This is a genomic window from Aeromonas sp. R4-2 (genome assembly GCF_040908295.1).
GTDB lineage: Bacteria > Pseudomonadota > Gammaproteobacteria > Enterobacterales > Aeromonadaceae > Aeromonas > Aeromonas veronii.
The window spans coordinates 302,760-323,354 of record NZ_JBFODL010000025.1 but is presented as its reverse complement, the minus strand read 5'-3'; the positions used below and the strand labels follow the sequence as shown (position 1 = coordinate 323,354).

The following is a 20,595-nucleotide window of genomic DNA, read 5'->3' as shown; positions in this document are numbered from 1 at the left end:
AGAGAGCAAGAGGCGAGCCAACTCCCCCGGGAAAAAAGTGACTGACAGGGAGTCAGGATCCTGAGGGTTCCATTCCTCCACCTTTGGTTGGGACATTTTGTCCACCACAGGAAACCAAAATGTCCCGATCGTCGGTGTGGGTTTGAGAATGGTTATCAGCCAGCTCGTCGGCGGCAGGTGCGCTGACAACCGCCACCGGTTCAGCGGAGCCGCTGGCCGGATTGGCCGATTCGCTCTCCGGGGCGATTACCTGATCCACCAGCCAGTTGCGCAGCCCGGCGGTCAGGGCTGCGGGCAGCCATTCGGGCTGGCTGAAATCCTGGGTGTAGTCGTCGAGCCCATCCGGCTTATGGCTGCGAAACATGGCCCGCAGCGCCTCCCTGTCGGGGAGTTTGGCCTTGCCCAGCTGGGCTGTTGTTAGCGGCGGTTCGCCACTCTCGGCCCCCTCAACGGCAAGGGGTTCACAACTCCCCTTGTCAGTGCTGACTACGGGGCTATCCAGCGCAGTATCTGGAGTTTCAGCTTCGCCACAGCCTTCGATGAGGGCGGCAACAGCCTCGGGGCTAACCTCTTCCCGTGGCTGCAATACCTGATGCTTGCGCGCCTCACTCTTGCGAGACGACCAGCGCTTGAGGAACTCACTCATGGGCGCTGTTTCCGGCCTTGTTTACGGCACAGGTTCCGGCGTCGCTGCCACGCTCGCGGCCATCGGGGCCGGTGGGTTTCACGGCGCCGCAGCTGGCTTGATCCTGGCTATCGACTCCCAGCTGATCCTGGGCCCGCCCCTTGCCCTTCTTGCCCTTGCGACGGGCCTCCAGCAGCTCGCCGTGGCGGCCGATAAAGGCCTCCACCCAGGCTTGCAGCGCTTCGGGCAGCGGGCAGGAGAGCACCTGCCGCTCGCCATCCATATAGGCGGCGGCCACGGTCTGGCTCAGGGTCAGGCCGTCGGCCACAAAACCACTGTCCACGCGGCTTCCGGTGACAAAGAGGCGGGGCGAGCCGGAACTCAGGTTGAAGCGATAATCCCCCCGCTCATCGCGAAACAGGGTAAGGGGCAAGGCACCGGCAGCCTCAGGTTCGGCGGGGTGGAGCGCCGCAATCTCGAAACGGCGGCTCTGCCAGCGGCCAACCTGGCTGTCGATGGCCTTTAACTCCAGTTGCAGCCAGCGCTGCGGGGGCAAGGTATTGGTTGTCTCTTGCACTGTCACGGCTCCCATCAGAAGGTCTCTGCCGGGCCGCCCTCCCCCATAAACCACCCAGTTCGGGGTGGATCAGGGCAGGAGTTTTATGGCGGCCACGGCCATCAATGGGATAAGACTTAGCAAGAGTGGGGCCAAGGCAGGTTTGGTAGTTGATGGAGGCATTGCTGCGGGTTGGCGCGTTGTGCGGGATATGGATCGGCGCGGGCGTAGGTTGGTGCTGAGCGCAGCGAAGCCCAACATACGGAGTCAGACCAATCCGCCATAACCTAATCAGCAGGGATGGCAATAATCGAATAACTCTGAATTATCCGATTATTGCTTTGATAAGGCTGTTCGCGGTAAACGTTGGGCTTCACTTCGCTCTGCACCAACCTACGCTTTGGCTCAACATACGAGATTTATATTTTCTCCCCAACCTATCAATAAGTTCTCCTGCCAGATATATTGGCTATAAAACAAGGGTATGTTATATTTATTCTGCAACAATGAAATATAAATTTCACTTTCCTTCGTCAAAGGGGCATCACCCATAACGACTAACTCATAGTTTTTATCTTTGCCGTAATAATGTGCATACTCTAATAACTGCCCAATTGCTTCTCTAATGCAGCGTTTCGCTGTTGATGCCGTCTTTATTTCGATTAAAATAAATTTGTTAGACATGTCAACTGAAAGATCAACATAATCCCTCTCATAAAAAACATTTTCATCTCCGAAATGGGAAGTTAAAATATCATAAACTCTATTTTGGAGACGGACATGTGTCGGATCATACTGGGCTCCCGCTTGAGCTGAACGCATTCTAGATTGTTCTGAACGTTTACTACCATTATTTAAATTACTTTCTATAAGATCCATTACAGACGATATGTCCCCATCCCAATTAAAAGGATGGTATCGATAATTTCGAGAAATAGTATGTTCTGAATCAACGGTTAACATAGGATCAAAAAACTCTACATCTTCAGGCTTAAACCTTATATTGATAACACCACCTTCGCTTATACCATCCGAATTAAAAGGCCCAACATTTAAGACTTCGCAGTCTTCTCTCATCTGTTTAATCCAACCGCGACGCTCAAACTCATTATATATTTCTTGTGTTTCATAAAGTGTAGGGATATAGGCTTTATGTATCACACCCACTATCAACCTGGTTCTATCTGGAGTAATTGTATAAAGACAAAGAGATGTTGTTTCACCTGCATATCTGGCATGAAACTTCCCTATTGGCTGAACAAATCCATAACTAAATCCATCTATCATCCACTCATAATTAAATAGCCATTCTTCATGCCCATATCCATGCTGGGCGACATAACTACCCCCAGTTTCTAACTCTGCTGCCTCCCCTGTTGGTCGCCTCCAAGCTGCTGTATTCCAACAAATTCGACATAACTTCATTTCCATATTTATCTCCATAAAATATAGAGCCAAGGAAATCGTTATACCACTTAATAGGTGTTAAACAAGTAATAAATCAACCCATTACGAACAGTTGTTTTATTAAATACATCCATATTCACTTCGTATATTCTGCTCAATCTGGAACAAAACTTGCTGTATCCCTCCCCTTAGATCCCGGCAACCGGTCGCGAGGGGCCCATGACACCGACCTTTATCAAAAGCAATGCAGCAGCCCAGCTCACCATGGCCGTCGAGGTGATGGATGAACAGGGCACGATGAACACCCGCCAAATCGCCTGTGAGCGGCCACTGACGGTCTACCTCAACTGGAAGGAGATAGTAACCCTGATGACGCTGGGTGCCCGTCCCGAGGCGCTGGTGCTGGGTTATCTGAAAAATCAGGGCTTTATCGAGGATATTTCGGCCATCGAGTCGGTGATCGTCGACTGGGAGAGCGAGGCCGCCGCCGTGGTGAGCAGCCAGCAGGCCGCCGATCTCGACAAATCCTTGGAGAAGAAGACGGTCACCTCCGGCTGCGGTCAGGGCACCATGTATGGCAGCGTGATGAAGAAGCTCGAAGGGGTGGTTTTGGCGGCGCCCGAGCTTAAACAGAGCACCCTCTACGCCCTGCTCAAGGCGCTGTCGGCCCATAACGAAACCTACAAGATGGCCGGTGCCGTCCATGGCTGCGCCATCTGTCGCGGTAGCGAAATCCTCTCCTTTGTCGAGGATGTGGGACGCCACAATGCGGTGGATACCCTGGCGGGCGAGCTCTGGATGCGCGGCGAAAGTGGCAGCAACAAGATCTTCTACACCACAGGGCGGCTCACCTCGGAGATGGTGATCAAGGTGGCGCAGATGGGCATTCCGGTGCTGCTGTCGCGCTCCGGCGTCACCCAGATGGGGCTGGATCTCGCCCGCCAGCTCGGCATCACCATGATTGCCCGCGCCAAGGGGCGCCACTTCGAGGTATTCAGCGGTCACGACCATATGGTGCTGGACGAGAAGCCGCCGATGCTGGCGCCCAGTCCGGCCGGTCGCGGGATGCGGGATGCGGGACTAAGCCATGAATGAGTTTATGAACGTGAAGCAGGTGGCGGAATACCTCGATCTCAACGAGAAGAAGGTCTACCAGCTCGCCAACGAGGCGCGTATCCCCGCCACCAAGGCGACCGGCAAGTGGCTGTTTCCCCGCTCCCTGCTCGACCGCTGGCTGCTCGGCAGTTGCCACGAGGGGGTGATGAACGACCGGCTGCTGCTGGCAGGCTCCGACGATGTGCTGCTCCACTACGCCAGCAGCCGCTTGGCACAGCAGCTCGGCACCCAGGCACTGGTGGGCTACACCCCGTGCGGCACCCGTCAGGGGCTGGCGATGCTGGCGCGCGGCCATGTGGATCTCTGCGCCATCCACTGGGGGCAGGCCGAGGAGGCGCACCTGCGCCACCCGGCGCTGGTGCAGCAGTATCAGGGCCACCGGCAATGGGTGATCGTTCATGGATTCAGGCGGGTGCAGGGGCTGGTGCTGCGGCAAGGGCTGCAACCCAAGGAGGCGAAAGAGGCGCTCGACTGGCGCTGGGCCATGCGTCAGGAGGGGGCTGGCAGCCAGCGCGCCCTGCAGGAGTGGCTGCAAACCCAGGGGGAGTCGCTGACCCGGCTGGAGCGCACCCTCGAGGTCAACAGCGAGCGGGAGCTGGCCGCCGCCATCAGCCGCGGCGATGCGGATGTCGGGCCCGGCGCCCAGAGCACCGCCACCGAGTTTGGCCTCGGCTTTATGCCCTTGTCGCAGGAGTGCTTCGATCTGGTGATGCCGCAGGGGGTCTTCTTTCGCACCCTGCTGCAACAGCTGATCGGCTGGCTGCAATCCCCCGAGGGACGCGAGCTGGCGGCCCGCCTCGGCGGCTATGATCTGACCCAGAGCGGCAAGCTGGTGTGGAGTCCGCAGTAAATAACCACTCACCCACAGACAAAACAGCCCGCCAACCATGTTGACGGGCTGTTTTTATCACGGGCCTTTTTATAACAGCATCAATCGCTTGTCTCACGCCCCTCGGCATTGAGGGCGATGCGCCACCCTTCCAGTTTCGCGGGCTCGCTGCCGCTGGGCAACAGGGCGTGGCTGCGCAGCCGCACGGTAAAGCAGCTCCCCTGCCCCGGGGTGGAGTCCACCAAGAGCTCCCCACCCCAGCGACTGATGATGCGGTGGCTCAGGGCCAGCCCCAGCCCGGTGCCGGTGGCGCGGGTGGTGAAGAAGGGGTCGAAGATCTTGTCGATAATGGCCGCCTCGATGCCGCTGCCGTTGTCGATCACCCGCACTTCTGCCCCGCGCAGCTGACCCAGTTCATCGAACCAGTCGCGGCTCTCGACCCAGATCTCCCCCTGCTCCCCCAGCGCGTGGCTGGCGTTGACCAAGAGGTTTATCAGAACCTGCAGCAACTGCTGTCGATCTGCCTCAATGGGCTGCTGGGCCCTGAGATCGGCCACCAGCGCCACCTGCTGCTGGCGCAGGGCGGAGCGCACCAGAGTCAGGCTCTCCTCGATGATGGGATTGAGGTGCTGCCACACAGGCGCCGTCTCGTAATCGCCGGGGCGCGAATATTGCAGCAGGCTGCGGGTGATGGCACGAATGCGCTCGATCTGGGCCAGCACCAGCGCCAGCTCCTCGCTGACCGGCTCGGCCGCCTCCCCCAGCTCCAGCTTCATCAGCTCCACGTTGCCGAGGATCACCGCCAGCGGGTTATTGATCTCGTGGGCCACCCCGGCCGAGAGCTCGCCAAGGGCCGCCAGCTTCTCGCTGATCAGCAGCTGCTGGCGCGCCTCGGTCAGCATATGGATATGATCTTCCAGCTCCGCAGTCTTGAGCTCGAGGCTCTGGGTGCGCTCGGCCACCTTCTGCTCCAGCTCGTCGGCGCTGCGAGCCATCTGCTGCTGGTGCGCCTCCTGCCTGTCCAGCATGGCGTCAAACTGGCGACCGAGCTGGGCCAGCTCGTGGTCGGGGTCGAGGGCCAGCGGGCCGATGCGAGCCGACTCCCCGGCCTGCACCTGCCGCACCACCTTGTGCATCCGCTCGATGGGGGAGAAGAGATCCCGCGCGCCGCGATAGACCAGCAGGCCGGAGAGCAGCAACAGCAGCACCACGCCGGAGCCCAGCTCCACCAGATTGGTGAGGTAGGTGCGGATAATGGGCCACTCGAGAAAACCGACATAGAGCATGCCGATCCGCTCGCCCCTGGCGCCCAAAAGCGGCTCGTAGCCCGAGACATACCAGGCGTCGTGAACGAAGGCGCGGTCAACCCACATCTCCCCCCGTCCCAGCACCTGATCGCGCACTGGCGGCGAGACCCGGGTGCCCACCGCCCGACCCACCTGACGGCTGCTGCTGACCGGTACGTTGGTGCTCACCCGCAGATCGTCGAGAAACAGGGTGACGGTGCCGACGCTGCCATCCGGCAGGGTATTTTTGGCAAACACCTGCCCCTTGAGCTCATCCACCAGCCGGGTGCTGCCGTTGACAAGCTCGCCCCCCTCCAGCACCGCCCAAAGGGAGCCGTCGCGGCCCATCACCGGCGTCAGCGAGAGGCTGATCAGCCCCCGGTTCTCCACCACTTTGGTGCCATCCCGCTGCCACAGCATGGCCCGCTTGGCCAGTTGCGGGGAGAGGGCGAGCATCTCCTGCTGCGACCAGACCACGAAGTGACTGACGCTGCGACCGGCCGTGAGGGCGGCGCGCTCCTGCGCCGTCAGCTGATCCAGCTCGGGGCCACGGCGCAAGCGCAGAAAATCGAGACCATAGTTGGCCGCCAGCGGCATCACCCAGTCATGCAGCTGATCCGGCGATTCCCGCAGCCGCAGCTGAAAGGCCCAGGCATCGCGCAGATGCTCGAGATGCTCGGTCTGGCGCTGCTGCTGCACCGTGATGGCGTGGTGGGCCACCCCGAGATCGCTGCGCACCGTGGTGAGCAGGTTCTGCCAGCTGTAGGTGAGGGTCCAGTAGAGGGTGAGCGCGATCATGCCCACCAGGGTGAGCATGATGGGTACCGAGGTGAGCAGCAGCAGGCGCCAGCGCACCTTGGTGCGGACGCAACGGGGCAACAGGGCGCGCATGCAGCGGGAGAGCAGGGTCAGTTTCATCGCCACCCCATCCAGTCAGCCTTCCTCATTCGATGGCCCACTCCTTGAATTTGCGATCCAGCGTCTTGCGCGCCACCCCGAGCACCCGGGAGGCGGCCGACTTGTTGCCATCATGGCTCGCCACTACTTGCAGGATGTGGGCTTTTTCCACCTCCGCCAGCGGCCACGCCAGCGGATAGCCCTCCTCGCTCGCCCCCTGTTCGGCAAGCTTGCTGCTCTGCCAGTAATCCGCCGGAGGTTTGCCCAGCAGCAGGCAGCGCTCGATAAGGTTGCGCAGCTCCCGCACGTTGCCGGGCCAGGGGTAAGCCTGCATCGCCACCACATCCTCGTGGGTCCAGCTCAAGGAACCCATTCCCATCTCGGCGGTGAGCTGGCGGGTAAAGTGGTGTACCAGCGCGGGGATGTCGTCGATCCGCTCCCGCAGCGGGGCAACCGGCAGCGCCACCACGTTGAGGCGATAGAAGAGATCTTCGCGAAAGCGGCCCGCCTCCACCTCGGCCTTGAGGTTGCGGTTGGTGGCGGCGACGATGCGCACATCCACCGCCAATTCGCGCTCGGCCCCCACCGGGCGGATGGCCTTCTGCTCCAGTGCCCGCAGCAGGGATGCCTGCATGGCGAGCGGCATCTCGCCGATCTCGTCCAGAAACAGGGTGCCCTGGTGAGCGACCCGGAACAGGCCGTCGCGCCCCTTGCGGGCGCCGGTAAAGGCCCCCTGCACGTGGCCAAACAGCTCGCTTTCCAGCAGCTCCGGCGCGATGGAGGCACAGTTGAGGGGCACAAAGGCCCCCATACGGCCGGAGAGTTGATGCAGGGCGCGAGCCACCAACTCCTTACCTGTGCCGGACTCCCCCTCCACCAGCACGGCGGCATTGGAGGGGGCCACTCTGGCGATGAGCGTCTTGAGTTCGCGGGTCTTGGCACTGTCGCCGATCAGGGTGGGCGGGAACAGCTTGCTCACCTCCCGGCGCAGCAGCAGATTCTCCCGCTCCATCTGGCGGCGCTCGATGACTCTGTCCACCGCCTGCACCATCTGATCGAGGTTGAAGGGCTTGAGGATAAAGTCGCTGGCGCCGAGGCGCAGCGCCTTGAGGGCGGTCTCCATATCGCCAAAACCGGTCATGAAGATGATGTCGCTGCGGCGAGTGGCCGGGTCTATGGCCTCGTGCCACTCGATGCCGGAGCGCCCCGGCAGCCGGATGTCGGCGATGATAAGGTCAAAGTGAAGGCGGCAGCGCAGGGCTTCCGCCTCCTCCACGCTGGCGGCTGTCTCAATCTGGGCGAAGCGCTTGGCCAGCGCCTTGGCCAGAAAGCTGCGCATGCCGGGCTCATCGTCAACGATAAGCAGGGAGAGGGCAGACCAGCGGCTGGGAGGGAGTGTCATGGAAAAAAGTACCTCGGATGCACGTACGGTCGATGAATGTCCCGATAACCGGAACCTTAGTGGGACATTTTGTCCTTACCGTATCAAAAGCACCAACACCAATTATTAAAAGCGATAACAAGCTCACCTAATTGATTCTAATAAGCTTCTGTTTTTAAACGGCAAACCGTGAATGCACCGGCAAAGGAACAGTTTGGCACCCTGCTTGCTTACTCTTGCCCTCTCCTCAGCCACCCTGAAAAAAGTTGCATCACGATGACGATAAAAACCAGCCTCAAACGTTTTGCCCTCTCCCTCGCCGCCAGCCTGCTGATCGCCGGTACGGCCCATGCCGAAGCGGATACTAATGCCACAAAAGCGCCGATCCGCCTCGCCACCACCACCAGTACCGAACAGTCCGGTCTGCTGGGCTGGCTGCTGCCCCAGTTCACCAAGGAGACCGGCTATCCGGTGCAGGTGATGGCGGCCGGTACCGGCCAGAGCCTGAAGATGGGCGAGAATGGCGATGCGGATCTGGTGATGACCCACGCCCCCTCTGCCGAGAAGAAGTTCGTCGACGCGGGCTTTGGCATCGAGCCGGTGCACCTGATGTACAACGACTTCGTCATCGTCGGCCCGGCGAAAGATCCGGCGGGTCTGGCTAAACTGCACGACGCGGCCAAGGGGCTGCAAGCCATCAAGGAGCAGGGCCAGACCTTTATCTCCCGCGGTGACGAGTCCGGTACCCACATCAAGGAGAAGACCCTGTGGCAAGCCGCAGACGTCAAACCCGAGTTTGCCGGTTACAAATCCATCGGCCAGGGGATGGGCCCCACCCTGACCATGGCCTCGGAGCTGGGTGCCTACACCCTGACCGACCGCGGCACCTGGCTCGCCTACCAGAGCAAGCTGGATCTCGCCGTACTGCTGGAGGGTGACAAGCGCCTGTTCAACCCCTATCAGGTGATCCTGGTCAACCCCAAGCGCTACCCGGATCTCAACACCGAAGGGGCCCGCACCCTGAAGAACTGGCTGGTCTCCGAGCATGGCCAGAAGTTGATCGGCGACTTCAAGGTGGCGGGTCAGGCGCTGTTTGTAGCGGATGCCAACGGGAAATAATGGCAACGCTGACTCTTGCGATGAGGTTGATGGCCCTCCCCCGGTTCGCTGAGGGAGGCGCCTGATGCCGACCTTGATCGATACCACGCTGGCGGCCCTCGCCCTGCTGTTCAGTGGTGACACCGAACTGTGGCAGGTGGTGGGGGTCTCCTTCTCCGTCTCCTGCATCGCCCTGCTGCTGGTGCTGCTGCCCGCCTTGCTGCTGGGCTTTGCGCTGGCCTATCTGCCGCTGCCCGGCCGCTGGCTCTGGCTCTCCTGCATCAATACCCTGCAATCGGTGCCGACCGTGGTGATTGGCCTCTTGCTCTATATGCTGCTGTCGCGGGCCGGCCCCTTTGGCGACTGGAAGCTGCTCTTTACCCAGCAGGCGATGGTGGTGGGGCAGATGCTGATCGCCTTCCCGGTGATCGCCACCATGGCCCACGCGGCGTTTGTCCAGAGCGACCGGCGTGCCTGGGAGACCGCCCTGACCCTGGGGGTCTCCTGGCCCAAGGCGCTGCTCGGCCTGATGCACGAGTGCCGCTTTGGCCTGCTGGCCGCCATCATCGGCGCCTTTAGCCGCATCGTCACCGAGGTGGGCTGTTCCATGATGGTAGGGGGCAATATCCTGCACTTCACCCGCAATATCCCCACCGCCATCGCGCTGGAGACCCAGAAAGGGGCCTTCACTCAGGGGGTGGCCCTCGGCATAGTGCTGCTCACCCTCGCCCTCTTGCTCAACCTGCTGCTGACGGCCTGTCGCGGCCACAGCTATCTGAAGAACTGACCATGCCCCCACTGTGTACCAACAGGAGTACCCCATGGCCCTGACCGCCCACCAGCTGACGATGCGCTTTGGCGAGCGCCAGCTGTTCGAGATTGACCGGCTCGCCATCGCACCGGGGGATGCCATCTGGCTGCATGGAGCCAACGGGGTGGGCAAGACCACCTTGCTCAAAATCCTGGCAGGGCTGCTGGCCCCCACCCGCGGCCACACCAATCTGCCGGGGCGCTGGCAACAGCGGCTAAACCGGCTGCTCAAACGGGATCTGGGGCCGGGCAGGGTTACCTATCTGCACCAGACCCCCTATCTGTTCGATCGCACGGTGCACGACAACGTGGCCTGGGCGCTCGATAAACAGCTCGGCAGCGAGATCCGGGTGTTCGAGGCGCTGCGCCGGGTCGAGCTGGAGGGGCTGGCGCGGGAGCACATCAGCATTTTGTCCGGTGGCGAACGGCAACGGCTGGCGATGGCCCGTGCCTGGGCGCTGCAACCGGCCTTTCTGTTGATGGATGAGCCCACCGCCAATCTGGACACACATTCGGTTGCCCTGATGGCCGCATTGGCGCAAGATCTGCGGGAACATGGCAGCGGCCTGGTCGTCATCAGCCACCAGAGCAACGCATTGACCTCCCTGTGCGAGCGGCAATGGACCCTCGCCCGTGGCCAGCTGCAAGAGACGACCCCTTTAAAAATCATCGAGCGACATGACTTCAAAAAGCGACAGCCACTCTGATCCCGTTGCCGTATCAGCAGTGATCCTGGCAGGAGGCCGCGCCACCCGGATGGGGGGCGAAGACAAGGGATGGGTAGCACTGGCGGGACGCCCTCTTATCGACCATGTTTTGGCGCGCCTGCGCCTCCAGGTGGATGAGGTGCTGATCAACGCCAACCGCAGTCAGGCCCGCTATCAGACGCTGGCTCCGGTCATCAGCGATGACAACAACGACTATCTCGGCCCGCTGGCGGGCATGCAGGCGGGCCTTGCTGCCGCCCGTCACGACTGGGTGCTGTTTGTCCCCTGCGATGGCCCCGCTCTGCCGCTGGATCTGCTGAGCCGCTTTCGCGCCGCCCTGACCCCGGATACCGAGCTGGTAGTGGCCCACGACGGCGACTGGCTGCAACCCGTGGTGGCCCTGCTGCACAAATCCCTGCTCCCCTCCCTCACCGCCGCGCTGGCAGAGGGTGAGCGCAAAATCGATATCTGGTTTGCCCGCCACAATATGGCGGTGGTGAGCTTTGCCGATCAGCCGGATGCCTTTATCAATCTCAATAGCCCTGCCGAACTGGCCGCCTACGAGGCCCGTCTGCTCGCCCCGGCTATCGACCCCCAACAAGGAGTCACCTCATGACCCCGGCCCCCACTCTTCCCCTGCTCGGCTTCGCCGCCTGGAGCGGCACCGGCAAGACCACCTTGCTGGAGCAGTTGATCCCCCTGCTGGTGGATCGCGGCCTGCGCATCGGGGTGCTCAAACACGCCCACCACGACTTTGATATCGACCAGCCGGGCAAAGACAGCTATCGCCTGCGCAAGGCGGGTGCCCAGCAGATGATGGTCGCCTCCCGTCGTCGTCATGCTCGTATCATTGAGACGGAACTGGCCGAAGCCGACTTTCGCCAGCTGCTGGCAAGCTTCGATCAGACAGATCTCGATCTGCTCTTGGTCGAGGGGTTCAAGCACGAACACTTCCCGAAAATCGAGCTGCACCGCGCCGAAATTGGCAAGCCGCTGCTCTTCCCCGAAGACAGCGACATCATCGCGCTGGCCAGCGATCAGCCCCAACAGAGTGACGAACAACAGCAGACAAGCCTGCCCTGCCTCGATATCAACGATCTGGCGGCTATCGCCGACTTCGTCTGCCGCTGGCTTGACGGCTGCCAGAGCAAGGAGCCTGAGGCGGGCAAGGGCTTTCTCTCGGTCGAGGCGGCCCGCAACGCCATTCTGGCGGCCCTCACCCCGAGCAACGCCTGCATCGATAAACCGCTGGCCCAGTGCCACGGCGCTGTGCTGGCTGCAGATCTGATAAGCCCCATCAATGTGCCGCCCCACGCCAACTCGGCGATGGATGGCATTGGCCTTCGCAGCGACGATCTCGCCGCCGGTCGCTGGCAACTGGTGGGGGAAGTGCTGGCGGGCCAGCAGCGCCACGAGCCTGTGCTGGCCGGTCAGGCTGTGCAGATCATGACCGGTGCCCCGCTGCCCCCCGGGGTAGATACTGTGGTGATGCGGGAAGAGACACATATTGAAGGTGAGTGGGTCACCGTCACCGCCCCGATCCGGGCTGGGCAGAATGTGCGCCTCGCCGGCGAAGATCTCGCCAAAGGTGCGGTCGCCATCCCGGCCGGAACCTGGCTTGGCGCCCCCCAGCTGGGGCTGGCGGCATCACTCGGTCAAGCCAGTCTCACGGTGCGCACCCCGCTGAAAGTGGCGCTGTTCAGTACCGGCGACGAGGTGCAGGCGCCGGGCGAGCAGCTCGCCCCCGGCCATATCTTCGACAGCAACCGCTTCACCCTGATGGCCCTTATCCGCGCCGCCGGTTGCGAGGTGATGGACCTTGGCATCATTCCCGATGACAAGACCATTCTGCGCCAGCAGCTGGAGCAAGCCGCCGCCAGCGCCGATCTGGTGCTGAGCTCGGGCGGAGTCTCGGTGGGCAACGCCGACTTTATCAAGCTGGTGCTGGCGGAGCTCGGCCAGATCGATTTCTGGCGCATCCAGATGCGGCCGGGCCGCCCGCTCGCCTTTGGCAAGCTGGGGCAGACCCCCTTCTTCGGCCTGCCGGGTAATCCGGTCGCGGCGATGATCTGCGTGCTGCAGTTTGTCGAGCCTGCCATCGCCCGCTTGCAAGGCAAGCGGTGGCTGCCGCTGCGCCTCTCGGCACTGGCAGACGAGAAGATGAAGAGCCGCCCGGGGCGCACCGAGTTTCTGCGCGGCATCTTTCATCAGGACCGCAACGGCCAGCTGCGGGTGCGCACCACTGGGCCACAGGGCTCCGGCATTCTCAGCTCCATGGCCGATGCCAACTGCCTGATCGAAATCGTACCGGATCAACCCGGGATCGCCGTTGGCGAGCGGGTCTGGATCCACCCCCTGCAGGGACGACTGGCCTAAATCCCGACGGGGCGTCGGCCGGATGCACGGCGCCCCGTCCCCCACCTGACAGGAGGCAGACCGTGCGTCTTGATGCCCCCCTCTCCCGACTCGATCTGCTGGTCTATGGCCGCTACCGGATCGTCCATGGCCTGCGCATTGCGCTCGCCTTTATGCTCACCTTTCTGCTGACCCGCGAGCTGAAACTGCCGGAGAGCACCTGGCCGCTGATCACACTCGTGGTGGTGATGGGCCCCATCTCGTTTTGGGGCAATGTGCTCTCCCGCGCCCTGCAGCGGGTGGTGGGCACCATCTTCGGCGCCAGTTGCGGGGTGGTGGCGCTCTATCTCGAGATCTACTCCCTGCCACTCACCCTGATCTGGTGCGGGTGCATCATGTTCCTCTGCGGCTATCTGGCCCTCGGCAAGCGCCCCTATGTGGGGCTGCTGATCGGCATCACCCTGGGCGTCACCATGGGGGCCATGCCGGGGGATATAGAGACGGCGCTGTGGCGCAGTGCCGACGTGATACTGGGCTCCCTGCTGGCGCTGCTCTTTTGCAGCATCTATCCCCAGCGGGCCTACAGCCACTGGCGGCTGCAACTGCACCAGATCCTGCAGCAGTCGGGGCGGCTCTATCACACTCACCTCTCCCCCAATGTGCTGGAGCGCCCGCGCCTCAAGCACAATCTCTCCCAACTGCTGGCCCAGACCGGCAAAGTGCGAGCCCTGCTGGCCCCCGCAGCCAAGGAGACGCGTCACAGCGTCGCCCTGTTTGATGCGGTGCAGGTCACCATGCGCAACACCCTCTGTACTCTTGAGATGCTGGCCAACACCTACTGGAACGATCGGGAGAGCCACTTCCTGATGCAGAGCACCCGCGAACTGCACGCCTGCCATCAGGCCACCGAGGAGGCGATCAGCCAGCTCGCCCTGATGATGCTAACCGGTGACGGGCGCGGCGCGGATGCCGCCATCGCCCGCCTGCACGAGGTGGCGACCCAGGTGTCGCTGCCCCCCAACACCGAGGCCGCCATCAATGGCTACCTCTGGCTCAACGTCCAGCTGACCGAACAGCTCACCCACCTGCGCCGCCTGCTGGGACTGATCCTCACCCCGCCCCATCGCAAGCAGCCCGACTAGGCCCAATGCAAAACGCCCCGCAGTGGCGGGGCGTTTTGCTGTCTGACTGGCCGCTTGGGCCATGAAGGCTGCAAATCTTAACTGGCATTGGCCAGCGGCTGCTCGGTGGTGAGGTAGAGGGAGAAATCCTGAATACCCGCCTGCAGGGCGGCAAAACAGTCGGGGTCTATCGCGGTGTCCAGATTCTCCGCCATCATCTCCAACGCCTGCGGCACAGGGATGGCGCCGCGATAGGGGCGCTTGGCGGTAATGGCATCGAAGATGTCGGCTGTGGTGATGATGCGCGTCTCAAGGGTAATCTCGTTCCCCTTCAGCCCCTTGGGGTAGCCCTTGCCATCGAGCCGCTCATGGTGGGCGCCCGCCACTTGTGCCAGCTCCTCGAAGGCGCCGATGCGGCTCAGGATCTCCTCGGTATAGGCGGCATGCATCTGCACCGCCGCCCACTCCTGCGCATCGAGTTTGCCCGGCTTGTCGAGAATGGCGTTGCTCACCCCGAGCTTGCCTACATCATGGAGCAGGGCACCCCGCTTGAGCCAGCGTCGACGCGGCTCGGACAACCCCATCTGGGTGGCAAGAATGTCGGTATAGAGCGCCACCCTGCCGCTGTGACCCGCGGTGTAGGGACTTTTGGAGTCCACCACCTGCCCGAAGGCCGCCGCGATTTCGTCCAGATAATCTTCATCCAGCGCTACCTCCCCTTGCCCGGCCGGGTGGACCAACACCCACTCGGTCAGTCGGGGATCGGCCAGTCCTTGCCAGAACTCTTCGTCGGCCAGCGCTTCAAATTCCCGAACCAGTGCCGGATCAAACCAGCTGCCGCTGCGCTCGCGCAGCTCCTTGAGCGCCGCATCCGGGCCTGCGGCTGCGTGAAACACATCCACCACCTGACAGAGCAGGGCAATGCGCGAGAAGAGCGGGATCACCTCGCCTGCCAGTTGCAGGGGCCGACCTTTGCCATTCCAGTGTTCATCAAGGGAGAGAATGCCATCGGCCACCTCGTCACTGAAACGGAGCTGGCGAGCGATATCCGCCCCCCGATGACAGCGGGTCTGGATCAGTTCGTTGGCAATCTGGTCACCGTTGCGAAAGATATGAAACAGGCTGCGAAAACGTCCCAGCAAATCCGCCTGCAAGCCGGTGTGGCCCAGCACAAAGTTGACTACCTCGGAGAGGGAGCCATCCACCAGTTTGAAATCGCGTTTGAAGTGAAGATCGTCGGTGAGATAGAGCTCGCAGATGCGGGCGGCATTACTGCTGCACCCAAGATCCTTAAGCAGGAGCGTGTAGTAGAGATCATGGCGCAGCCGGGCGTCCAGTCCCAGCCGCTCCCCCAGACGGGAACCTATCCAGCAGCAGCGAATGCAGTGTCCTCTTGGTTGCCCCTCGGTCATATCGAGCGCATGACTGAGGGAACCAATCAACTCCGCCAATCGCAATCCATTCACCGTCATAGTCTACTCCCTTAGACATCATGGCGATTTTGCCAGCAGATTAGGTATACCCCATCTGAAGCTGGATCGATCTGGATTCAGTTAAATTTAGGCAGCAGCCTTCCCCTGATTCGCCCGCTCTTCCAGCTCCGCACGGCTCAGGGTAGAGACAAAGCGGCCATCGAAGTAGATATCCATCAACTCGCCACGCTTCTCGCCACGCATCATGCTGCGGCGACCATCCAGATAGTGCACCTCCATCTGGGCGGTATGCTCGTCCGGATAGCTGATCTCCACCTCGCGCACCCCTTGTGGCAACATGGCCAGCGGCACCTTCTTGAGGGCCGGATCCAGATGCTGGTTCACCTTGATCACCGGATCGGCCTTCATGTCCACCACAGCCGGAGATTTGCCGGTGATAGGGTTCTTGCCAGACCAGAACTCGATGGTATTGAAGACGAACAGGTCAGCGGTCGCGGCCAGACCGTAGACAGGGGAGAGCAGCATAAAGACCCCGGCACGAGCGTAGCGGTTATCCACCACGCTCAGGTTGCCCTTGGTGACCATGCCGGAAAGCCCCATCTGCCCCATACAGCCGCCCAGACCCATGCTCGCGACCATAACCAGCAGGGCCATTGCCCGCCCCTTCTGTTGTAATGCCATCGTGTTCTGTTCCTGCTCTGAAATAAATGAGGCGGCAAGCCTAATCAAGGGGCCAGAAGAGGACAATTCACAATGGCGGGACGATACAGGAGGGGTTCAGATTGGGGCACTGACTGCTCAAATATGAGTCAATGCCCCGGCATGACAGGAAGTCAGGGGGTTCAGATGGCCAGATCAGAGACGGTGCTGGAGACGTTGTTCGCCTCCCGGCGGATCTCGCTCATCACCTCGTTGACCTCGCCTACCTGCTGCTTGCCCAGCTCGGCACTGCCCGCCACATCAGACATCTCGGCGGTGACCTTGGCGGTCAGTTCACGGTTGTTCTGCACCACCTTGGCAATCTCGTCGGTAGAGAGCGAGGTGCGTGCCGCCAGCTGGCGAACCTCGTCAGCCACCACCGCAAAGCCACGCCCCTGATCCCCGGCTCGGGCTGCTTCGATGGCCGCGTTGAGGGCCAGCAGGTTGGTCTGATCGGCAATGCTGCTGATGGTGGAGACGATCGCCTCGATACTGCGCGACTGCTCGTTGAGCTGATTGATAAGACCGATGCTGTGAGTCAACTGGCTGGCAATCAGGCTGGAGGTATCGACCACCGAGGAGAGCAGACCCGCGCCACGCTCGGCGCAGTTCAGGGTCTCCCGCGCCGCATCGTGGGCCAACATGGCCGCTTCCCGCACCGCATCGCTCTTGTTGATCCGCTCGGTGATGTCGCTAGCGAACTTGATCACCTTCACCACCTTGCGATGCTCATCAAGGATCGGGTTGTAGGTCGCCTCCAGCCACACCTTGCTACCGTGACTGTTCTGACGACAGAAGAGACCGGACTTGAACTGACCACGGCCCAGCTCATCCCAGAAGTGGGGCTGGTCTCGATAGAACTGATCGTCGCAGAAGATGCGGTGATGCTTGCCCTGCACCTGAGCCAGGGTATAGCCCATGGTATGGAGGAAATTACCGTTGGCTGCAATCACCTCCCCGTCGGGGGTGAACTCGATGACCGCCAGCGACCGATCCAGCGCCGTCACCACCGCCTGCTGGCTGAGCAGTTGCAGGTGGTGCTCGGTAATATCGGCCGCGATCTTGATCACCTTGGTCACTACGCCCCGCAACTTGACCGGAAAATAGGTCGCTTCCAGCCAGATCGCCTCGCCCCGTTTGTTGAAGCGCTGGAATACCCCGGTACGGGAGCGCCCCTGCTTCAGGTCCGCCCAAAACTGCTGATAGTCGCTGCTCTGGGCATAGAGCTTGTCGCAAAAGATACGGTGATGCTGGCCGATAACCTCGGGCGCACTGAAGCCCACCACGTTGAGAAAGAGATCATTGGCGGCCAGCACAGTGCCATCCGGCGTAAAGGTGATGGTCGCCACGCTGCCGTGCACTGCGTCAAAAAATCCCTGCTGTTCCAGAAGTTGATCCTGGCACTGCTGCAACTCGGCTTTCAGTTTGCTATTGAACATCGAAACGTATCCTCCAGACTGGCACCCACCATTGCCAAACCACGCAGTGGATCAATAAGATAATGGTGGCGTGCTCCATCAGCATAGTTGGCAGCTTTGCCGCGATCCCATCTGACGCCATATTTATTGCTGTAAATCAAATTCACCGACCAAACGCCACTCATGCAGAGCTGAAACCCTTATTCCACCGCCGGTTGCCACTCCAGATAGGCCGGATTGGCGACAAAGCCGATCCGCTCATAGAGAGAGCGCCCCTGCTCGCTGGCATGGAGCCACACCTTGCCCAGCTGACGCGCTCTGGCGAAGGCCGTTATGGCATCGAGCAGCGCCGTGGCGATCCCCTGCTGGCGCCATTGTGACCGCGTATACATGTTGAGCAGGTACCCCTCCACCCCCGTCAAATTGCCGGGATAGGGGGGCCGTACAAACAATGCCAGCGTCCCTGCTGCCACGATCTGTTTGCCGCCCTCTTGCGTATCGGCCTCAGCCAGCCATGATAAAGCGCTCTCTTCACTCATCGCCCGGGTAAAGTAGTCAAGGGTGGCCTGCCACAAGGCCGGGTCTGCCTGCGGCGTCACCAGCTCACCGACCTCACAAAACAGCTCCATGCGCAGCGCCACCAGTGCGGGAATATCTGCGGCCCTTGCCTGACGAATGATCATTGGCTGCTCCTTTTCTCTCATGGGAAATTTCGCCGGCCGTCATTATGACAAAGAGCGCCTTGTGGCGCTCTTTGTCATTGGGAAAATCACTGATAAATCAATGGTTGCGACGTGTCAGCCAATAATCCAGGCTCAGCACACCGCCGCCCCAGATGATCAGGGTCAGCAGCATCCAGCCCCACAGCTGGTGATCGTAAAAGCCACCCGCCCAGAGGGTCGGATAGGAGATCACCGCCATGATATTGAAGCCAAACAGCAGCAAGGCGGCTGGGCGGGTAAAAAGCCCCGCCAGCAGGAAGAGCGGCAACAGCAGCTCGGTCGCCGTCCCCAGATAGGCAGCCCACAACCAGGGCAGCAGGGGCACCTGATACTCGGATTCAAACAGATAGAGGGTGGAATCCCACGCCGTCAGCTTGAGCCAGCCTGAAGTGATAAAAACCGAGGCGACCCACAGCCGCGCCAACAACAGCACACCGGCACTGCTCCAGCGCGGCAAATCACCACTCGAGCTGGCCAGCGCCAGCCATTTGTTTGCCATCATGGCATTACCTCCATATCCACCAGCAGACCAAGGGTTATCAGGCGAGTGAGATGTTCACTGGCCGCAGGGTCGGCCGCCAGCAGATCGACCAGCGCCGTACCAGCGAGACAACCCTGTAGCAGCGCCCACTCACCCGCCGTCAGGGGCAAGGGGGCAACCCGGCAATCCGGCTGTTTCTTCAATGCCAGCCAGACGGGGGCATCAAGCACCTCCACCGCTTCACCACCGTGCAGCGCCATCTGCCACAGGGCCAGCACCGGATAATCACTGGCAACCAGCAGCAGATCCGTGGCTGGCAAGAGTCGCAGCAGCTCCCATTGTTGCGGCGATAATGCGGCCAGACGCTCGGCTGGCCAGCAGCGTGATTCCAGCGGCAGCAGACTGGCACGCTCAAGCTGCCATTCGAACTGAGCCAGCGCCTCCAGCCAGGGCAGTCCGGTTGTAGTCGGCAAGCGTGCCAACCATTGACCAAACCCGGCGCCATAGTGCATGACGCTCCCTTCCCTGAGCGGCTCGGCCAATACGAAGCCACGTGCCGCCGCTGCAAAAAAGTCCTCCCCGACCATAGCCTTGACGGCGGGATAACTGCTCGCCAGCACCTCGCCAAGGCTCAGGATGAAGTGGTTGCGATAGACCTGCAGCACAGATTCGGCAGGAAAGAGCCGGGAGCTGATGTGAGGGGCAATAGTGTCAGGCGCCCCCAGCAGACCCTCGGCGAAATGCTGTTGCAGCTGTGCCAGCTCAGCCATTGGCTACCTCCCGTGGTGCACTCATGGCACGCGCCTCATCCAGAATGGCACTGGCCTGCGCCGCCTCTGCCAGCAAGACCGGCAGCGGCGGGATCTCGAGATCCCACTCAATCAGGGTGGGAATGGCCTGCTTGCGGCAGATCTGGCGATAGAGTTCCCAGACCGGCTCCACCACAGGGGCGCTGTGGGTGTCGATATAGAGGGAGCCTTCCGGCAGCTGCTTCTCGGTATAACCGGCCAGATGGATCTCCCCGACGGTTGCGAGATCGATCGCCGCCAGATACTCATCGCAAGAGAAACCGTGATTGAAGGCACTGACATGGAGATTGTTGAGGTCGAGCAGGATGCCGCACTCGCTGCGCTGCTGCAGCTCGGCCAGAAATTCCCACTCGCTCATCTCCCCGGGCAGTTGCAGATAGGAGGAGGGATTTTCAATCAGCATGCGGCAACCCAGGGTCTGTTGTACTTGCTGGATCTTGTCGCTCATGTTGCGCAGGGAGGCTCGGGTATAGGGCACCGGCAGCAGATCGTTGAAGTAACGCCCACCAATGCTGCCCCAGCTGAGATGTTCGGAGATCCGTACCGGTTTGATCGCCGCGGCCAGTGTCGACAACTGCTGCAAATGGTGCGGATCGAGCGGGTCGGCAGAACCGAGGGACATGCCAACGCCGTGAAGACTGACGGGGTAGTGCTGCGCCAGTTCGGCGAGCACCTGAAAACCCTGGCTGTGCCGTTCGAAGTAATTTTCACTATGCACCTCCAGCCAACCGACTGCCGGCAGGATTTGCCGGATCTCGTCGTAATGGGGAGTGCGTAATCCGATACCAATCAAAGGGTTCATCGCAAGACTCGCTTTCGCCAATCAGAGAAGATGCAGGGGGCGA

20 protein-coding genes are annotated in these 20,595 nt (G+C 61.3%); 8 read left to right on the top strand and 12 right to left on the bottom strand.

From position 1 onward, the window contains the following. Nucleotides 1–52: 52 nt before the first annotated feature. The 3 genes from AB5Y99_RS21000 to AB5Y99_RS20990 form a co-directional block, all read right to left on the bottom strand. On the bottom strand, nucleotides 53–646 hold the full coding sequence (locus AB5Y99_RS21000) for a DUF3306 domain-containing protein (protein WP_368210806.1): 594 nt from the start codon (nucleotides 644–646) through the stop codon (nucleotides 53–55). Continuing rightward, the gene (locus AB5Y99_RS20995) at nucleotides 639–1,217 is read right to left on the bottom strand and encodes a DUF3305 domain-containing protein (RefSeq protein WP_201943357.1); all 579 of its coding nucleotides are present in this window, start codon (nucleotides 1,215–1,217) and stop codon (nucleotides 639–641) included. The genes AB5Y99_RS21000 and AB5Y99_RS20995 overlap by 8 nt, the downstream gene beginning before the upstream one ends. A gap of 369 nt (nucleotides 1,218–1,586) precedes the next feature. Beyond that, entirely contained in the window at nucleotides 1,587–2,612 is a 1,026-nt protein-coding gene (locus AB5Y99_RS20990; RefSeq protein ID WP_368210805.1) for a hypothetical protein, read from the bottom strand. Nucleotides 2,613–2,807: 195 nt separating this feature from the next. On the opposite strand from AB5Y99_RS20990, the gene AB5Y99_RS20985 reads away from it, so the two are divergent. Next, a complete protein-coding gene (locus AB5Y99_RS20985) occupies nucleotides 2,808–3,683 on the top strand; it encodes a formate dehydrogenase accessory sulfurtransferase FdhD (protein WP_368210803.1) in 876 nt (291 codons plus the stop codon). Between the two features lie 4 nt (nucleotides 3,684–3,687). After that, nucleotides 3,688–4,554 carry a helix-turn-helix transcriptional regulator gene (locus AB5Y99_RS20980; protein WP_013723539.1) on the top strand — a complete coding sequence of 289 codons (867 nt, stop codon included), beginning with the start codon at nucleotides 3,688–3,690 and terminating at the stop codon, nucleotides 4,552–4,554. 80 nt (nucleotides 4,555–4,634) lie between these two features. Here the strand turns inward: AB5Y99_RS20980 and AB5Y99_RS20975 are convergent, their stop codons facing one another. Beyond that, a complete protein-coding gene (locus AB5Y99_RS20975; protein WP_368210802.1) occupies nucleotides 4,635–6,737 on the bottom strand; it encodes a cache domain-containing protein in 2,103 nt (700 codons plus the stop codon). 25 nt (nucleotides 6,738–6,762) lie between these two features. Next, on the bottom strand, nucleotides 6,763–8,118 hold the full coding sequence (locus AB5Y99_RS20970; RefSeq protein WP_005353777.1) for a sigma-54 dependent transcriptional regulator: 1,356 nt from the start codon (nucleotides 8,116–8,118) through the stop codon (nucleotides 6,763–6,765). A 255-nt stretch (nucleotides 8,119–8,373) separates the two neighbouring features. Between AB5Y99_RS20970 and AB5Y99_RS20965 the strand changes: the two genes are divergently transcribed. The 6 genes from AB5Y99_RS20965 to AB5Y99_RS20940 all read left to right on the top strand — a co-directional run bounded on the left by AB5Y99_RS20965 (nucleotide 8,374) and on the right by AB5Y99_RS20940 (nucleotide 14,209). Further along, nucleotides 8,374–9,216, top strand: a complete 843-nt coding sequence (locus tag AB5Y99_RS20965) for a substrate-binding domain-containing protein (protein ID WP_368210801.1) — start codon at nucleotides 8,374–8,376, stop codon at nucleotides 9,214–9,216. Nucleotides 9,217–9,280: 64 nt separating this feature from the next. Next, nucleotides 9,281–9,982 carry an ABC transporter permease gene (locus tag AB5Y99_RS20960; RefSeq protein ID WP_158112132.1) on the top strand — a complete coding sequence of 234 codons (702 nt, stop codon included), beginning with the start codon at nucleotides 9,281–9,283 and terminating at the stop codon, nucleotides 9,980–9,982. Between the two features lie 34 nt (nucleotides 9,983–10,016). Continuing rightward, complete coding sequence (locus AB5Y99_RS20955) at nucleotides 10,017–10,712, top strand: energy-coupling factor ABC transporter ATP-binding protein (protein WP_019446237.1); 696 nt, start codon at nucleotides 10,017–10,019, stop codon at nucleotides 10,710–10,712. Further along, nucleotides 10,684–11,328: a molybdenum cofactor guanylyltransferase MobA gene (gene mobA / locus AB5Y99_RS20950; RefSeq protein WP_368210799.1), complete on the top strand. Its 645-nt coding sequence runs from the start codon at nucleotides 10,684–10,686 to the stop codon at nucleotides 11,326–11,328. The genes AB5Y99_RS20955 and mobA overlap by 29 nt, the downstream gene beginning before the upstream one ends. Next, nucleotides 11,325–13,088, top strand: coding sequence for a bifunctional molybdopterin-guanine dinucleotide biosynthesis adaptor protein MobB/molybdopterin molybdotransferase MoeA (locus tag AB5Y99_RS20945; RefSeq protein ID WP_368210798.1), 1,764 nt, complete (start codon nucleotides 11,325–11,327; stop codon nucleotides 13,086–13,088). The genes mobA and AB5Y99_RS20945 overlap by 4 nt, the downstream gene beginning before the upstream one ends. 62 nt (nucleotides 13,089–13,150) lie before the next feature. Then, a complete protein-coding gene (locus tag AB5Y99_RS20940; RefSeq protein WP_368210797.1) occupies nucleotides 13,151–14,209 on the top strand; it encodes an FUSC family protein in 1,059 nt (352 codons plus the stop codon). A 77-nt stretch (nucleotides 14,210–14,286) separates the two neighbouring features. Here the strand turns inward: AB5Y99_RS20940 and AB5Y99_RS20935 are convergent, their stop codons facing one another. From AB5Y99_RS20935 to AB5Y99_RS20905, 7 genes are all read right to left on the bottom strand, one after another. Continuing rightward, the gene (locus AB5Y99_RS20935) at nucleotides 14,287–15,660 is read right to left on the bottom strand and encodes an HD-GYP domain-containing protein (protein WP_368210796.1); all 1,374 of its coding nucleotides are present in this window, start codon (nucleotides 15,658–15,660) and stop codon (nucleotides 14,287–14,289) included. Between the two features lie 87 nt (nucleotides 15,661–15,747). Beyond that, the gene (locus AB5Y99_RS20930; protein WP_076491369.1) at nucleotides 15,748–16,302 is read right to left on the bottom strand and encodes a DUF3332 domain-containing protein; all 555 of its coding nucleotides are present in this window, start codon (nucleotides 16,300–16,302) and stop codon (nucleotides 15,748–15,750) included. A gap of 161 nt (nucleotides 16,303–16,463) precedes the next feature. Continuing rightward, the gene (locus tag AB5Y99_RS20925) at nucleotides 16,464–17,759 is read right to left on the bottom strand and encodes a methyl-accepting chemotaxis protein (RefSeq protein WP_368210795.1); all 1,296 of its coding nucleotides are present in this window, start codon (nucleotides 17,757–17,759) and stop codon (nucleotides 16,464–16,466) included. A gap of 179 nt (nucleotides 17,760–17,938) precedes the next feature. Continuing rightward, nucleotides 17,939–18,421 carry a GNAT family N-acetyltransferase gene (locus AB5Y99_RS20920; RefSeq protein ID WP_368210793.1) on the bottom strand — a complete coding sequence of 161 codons (483 nt, stop codon included), beginning with the start codon at nucleotides 18,419–18,421 and terminating at the stop codon, nucleotides 17,939–17,941. A gap of 97 nt (nucleotides 18,422–18,518) precedes the next feature. Then, nucleotides 18,519–18,962 (bottom strand): DoxX family protein, encoded by a 444-nt coding sequence (locus AB5Y99_RS20915; protein WP_064339660.1) that lies wholly within the window; start codon nucleotides 18,960–18,962, stop codon nucleotides 18,519–18,521. Beyond that, nucleotides 18,959–19,711 carry a putative DNA-binding domain-containing protein gene (locus AB5Y99_RS20910; RefSeq protein ID WP_368210792.1) on the bottom strand — a complete coding sequence of 251 codons (753 nt, stop codon included), beginning with the start codon at nucleotides 19,709–19,711 and terminating at the stop codon, nucleotides 18,959–18,961. Before AB5Y99_RS20910 ends, AB5Y99_RS20915 begins: the two co-directional genes overlap by 4 nt. After that, nucleotides 19,704–20,552 (bottom strand): DUF692 domain-containing protein, encoded by an 849-nt coding sequence (locus tag AB5Y99_RS20905; protein ID WP_368210790.1) that lies wholly within the window; start codon nucleotides 20,550–20,552, stop codon nucleotides 19,704–19,706. The genes AB5Y99_RS20910 and AB5Y99_RS20905 overlap by 8 nt, the downstream gene beginning before the upstream one ends. Nucleotides 20,553–20,595 lie beyond the last annotated feature (43 nt).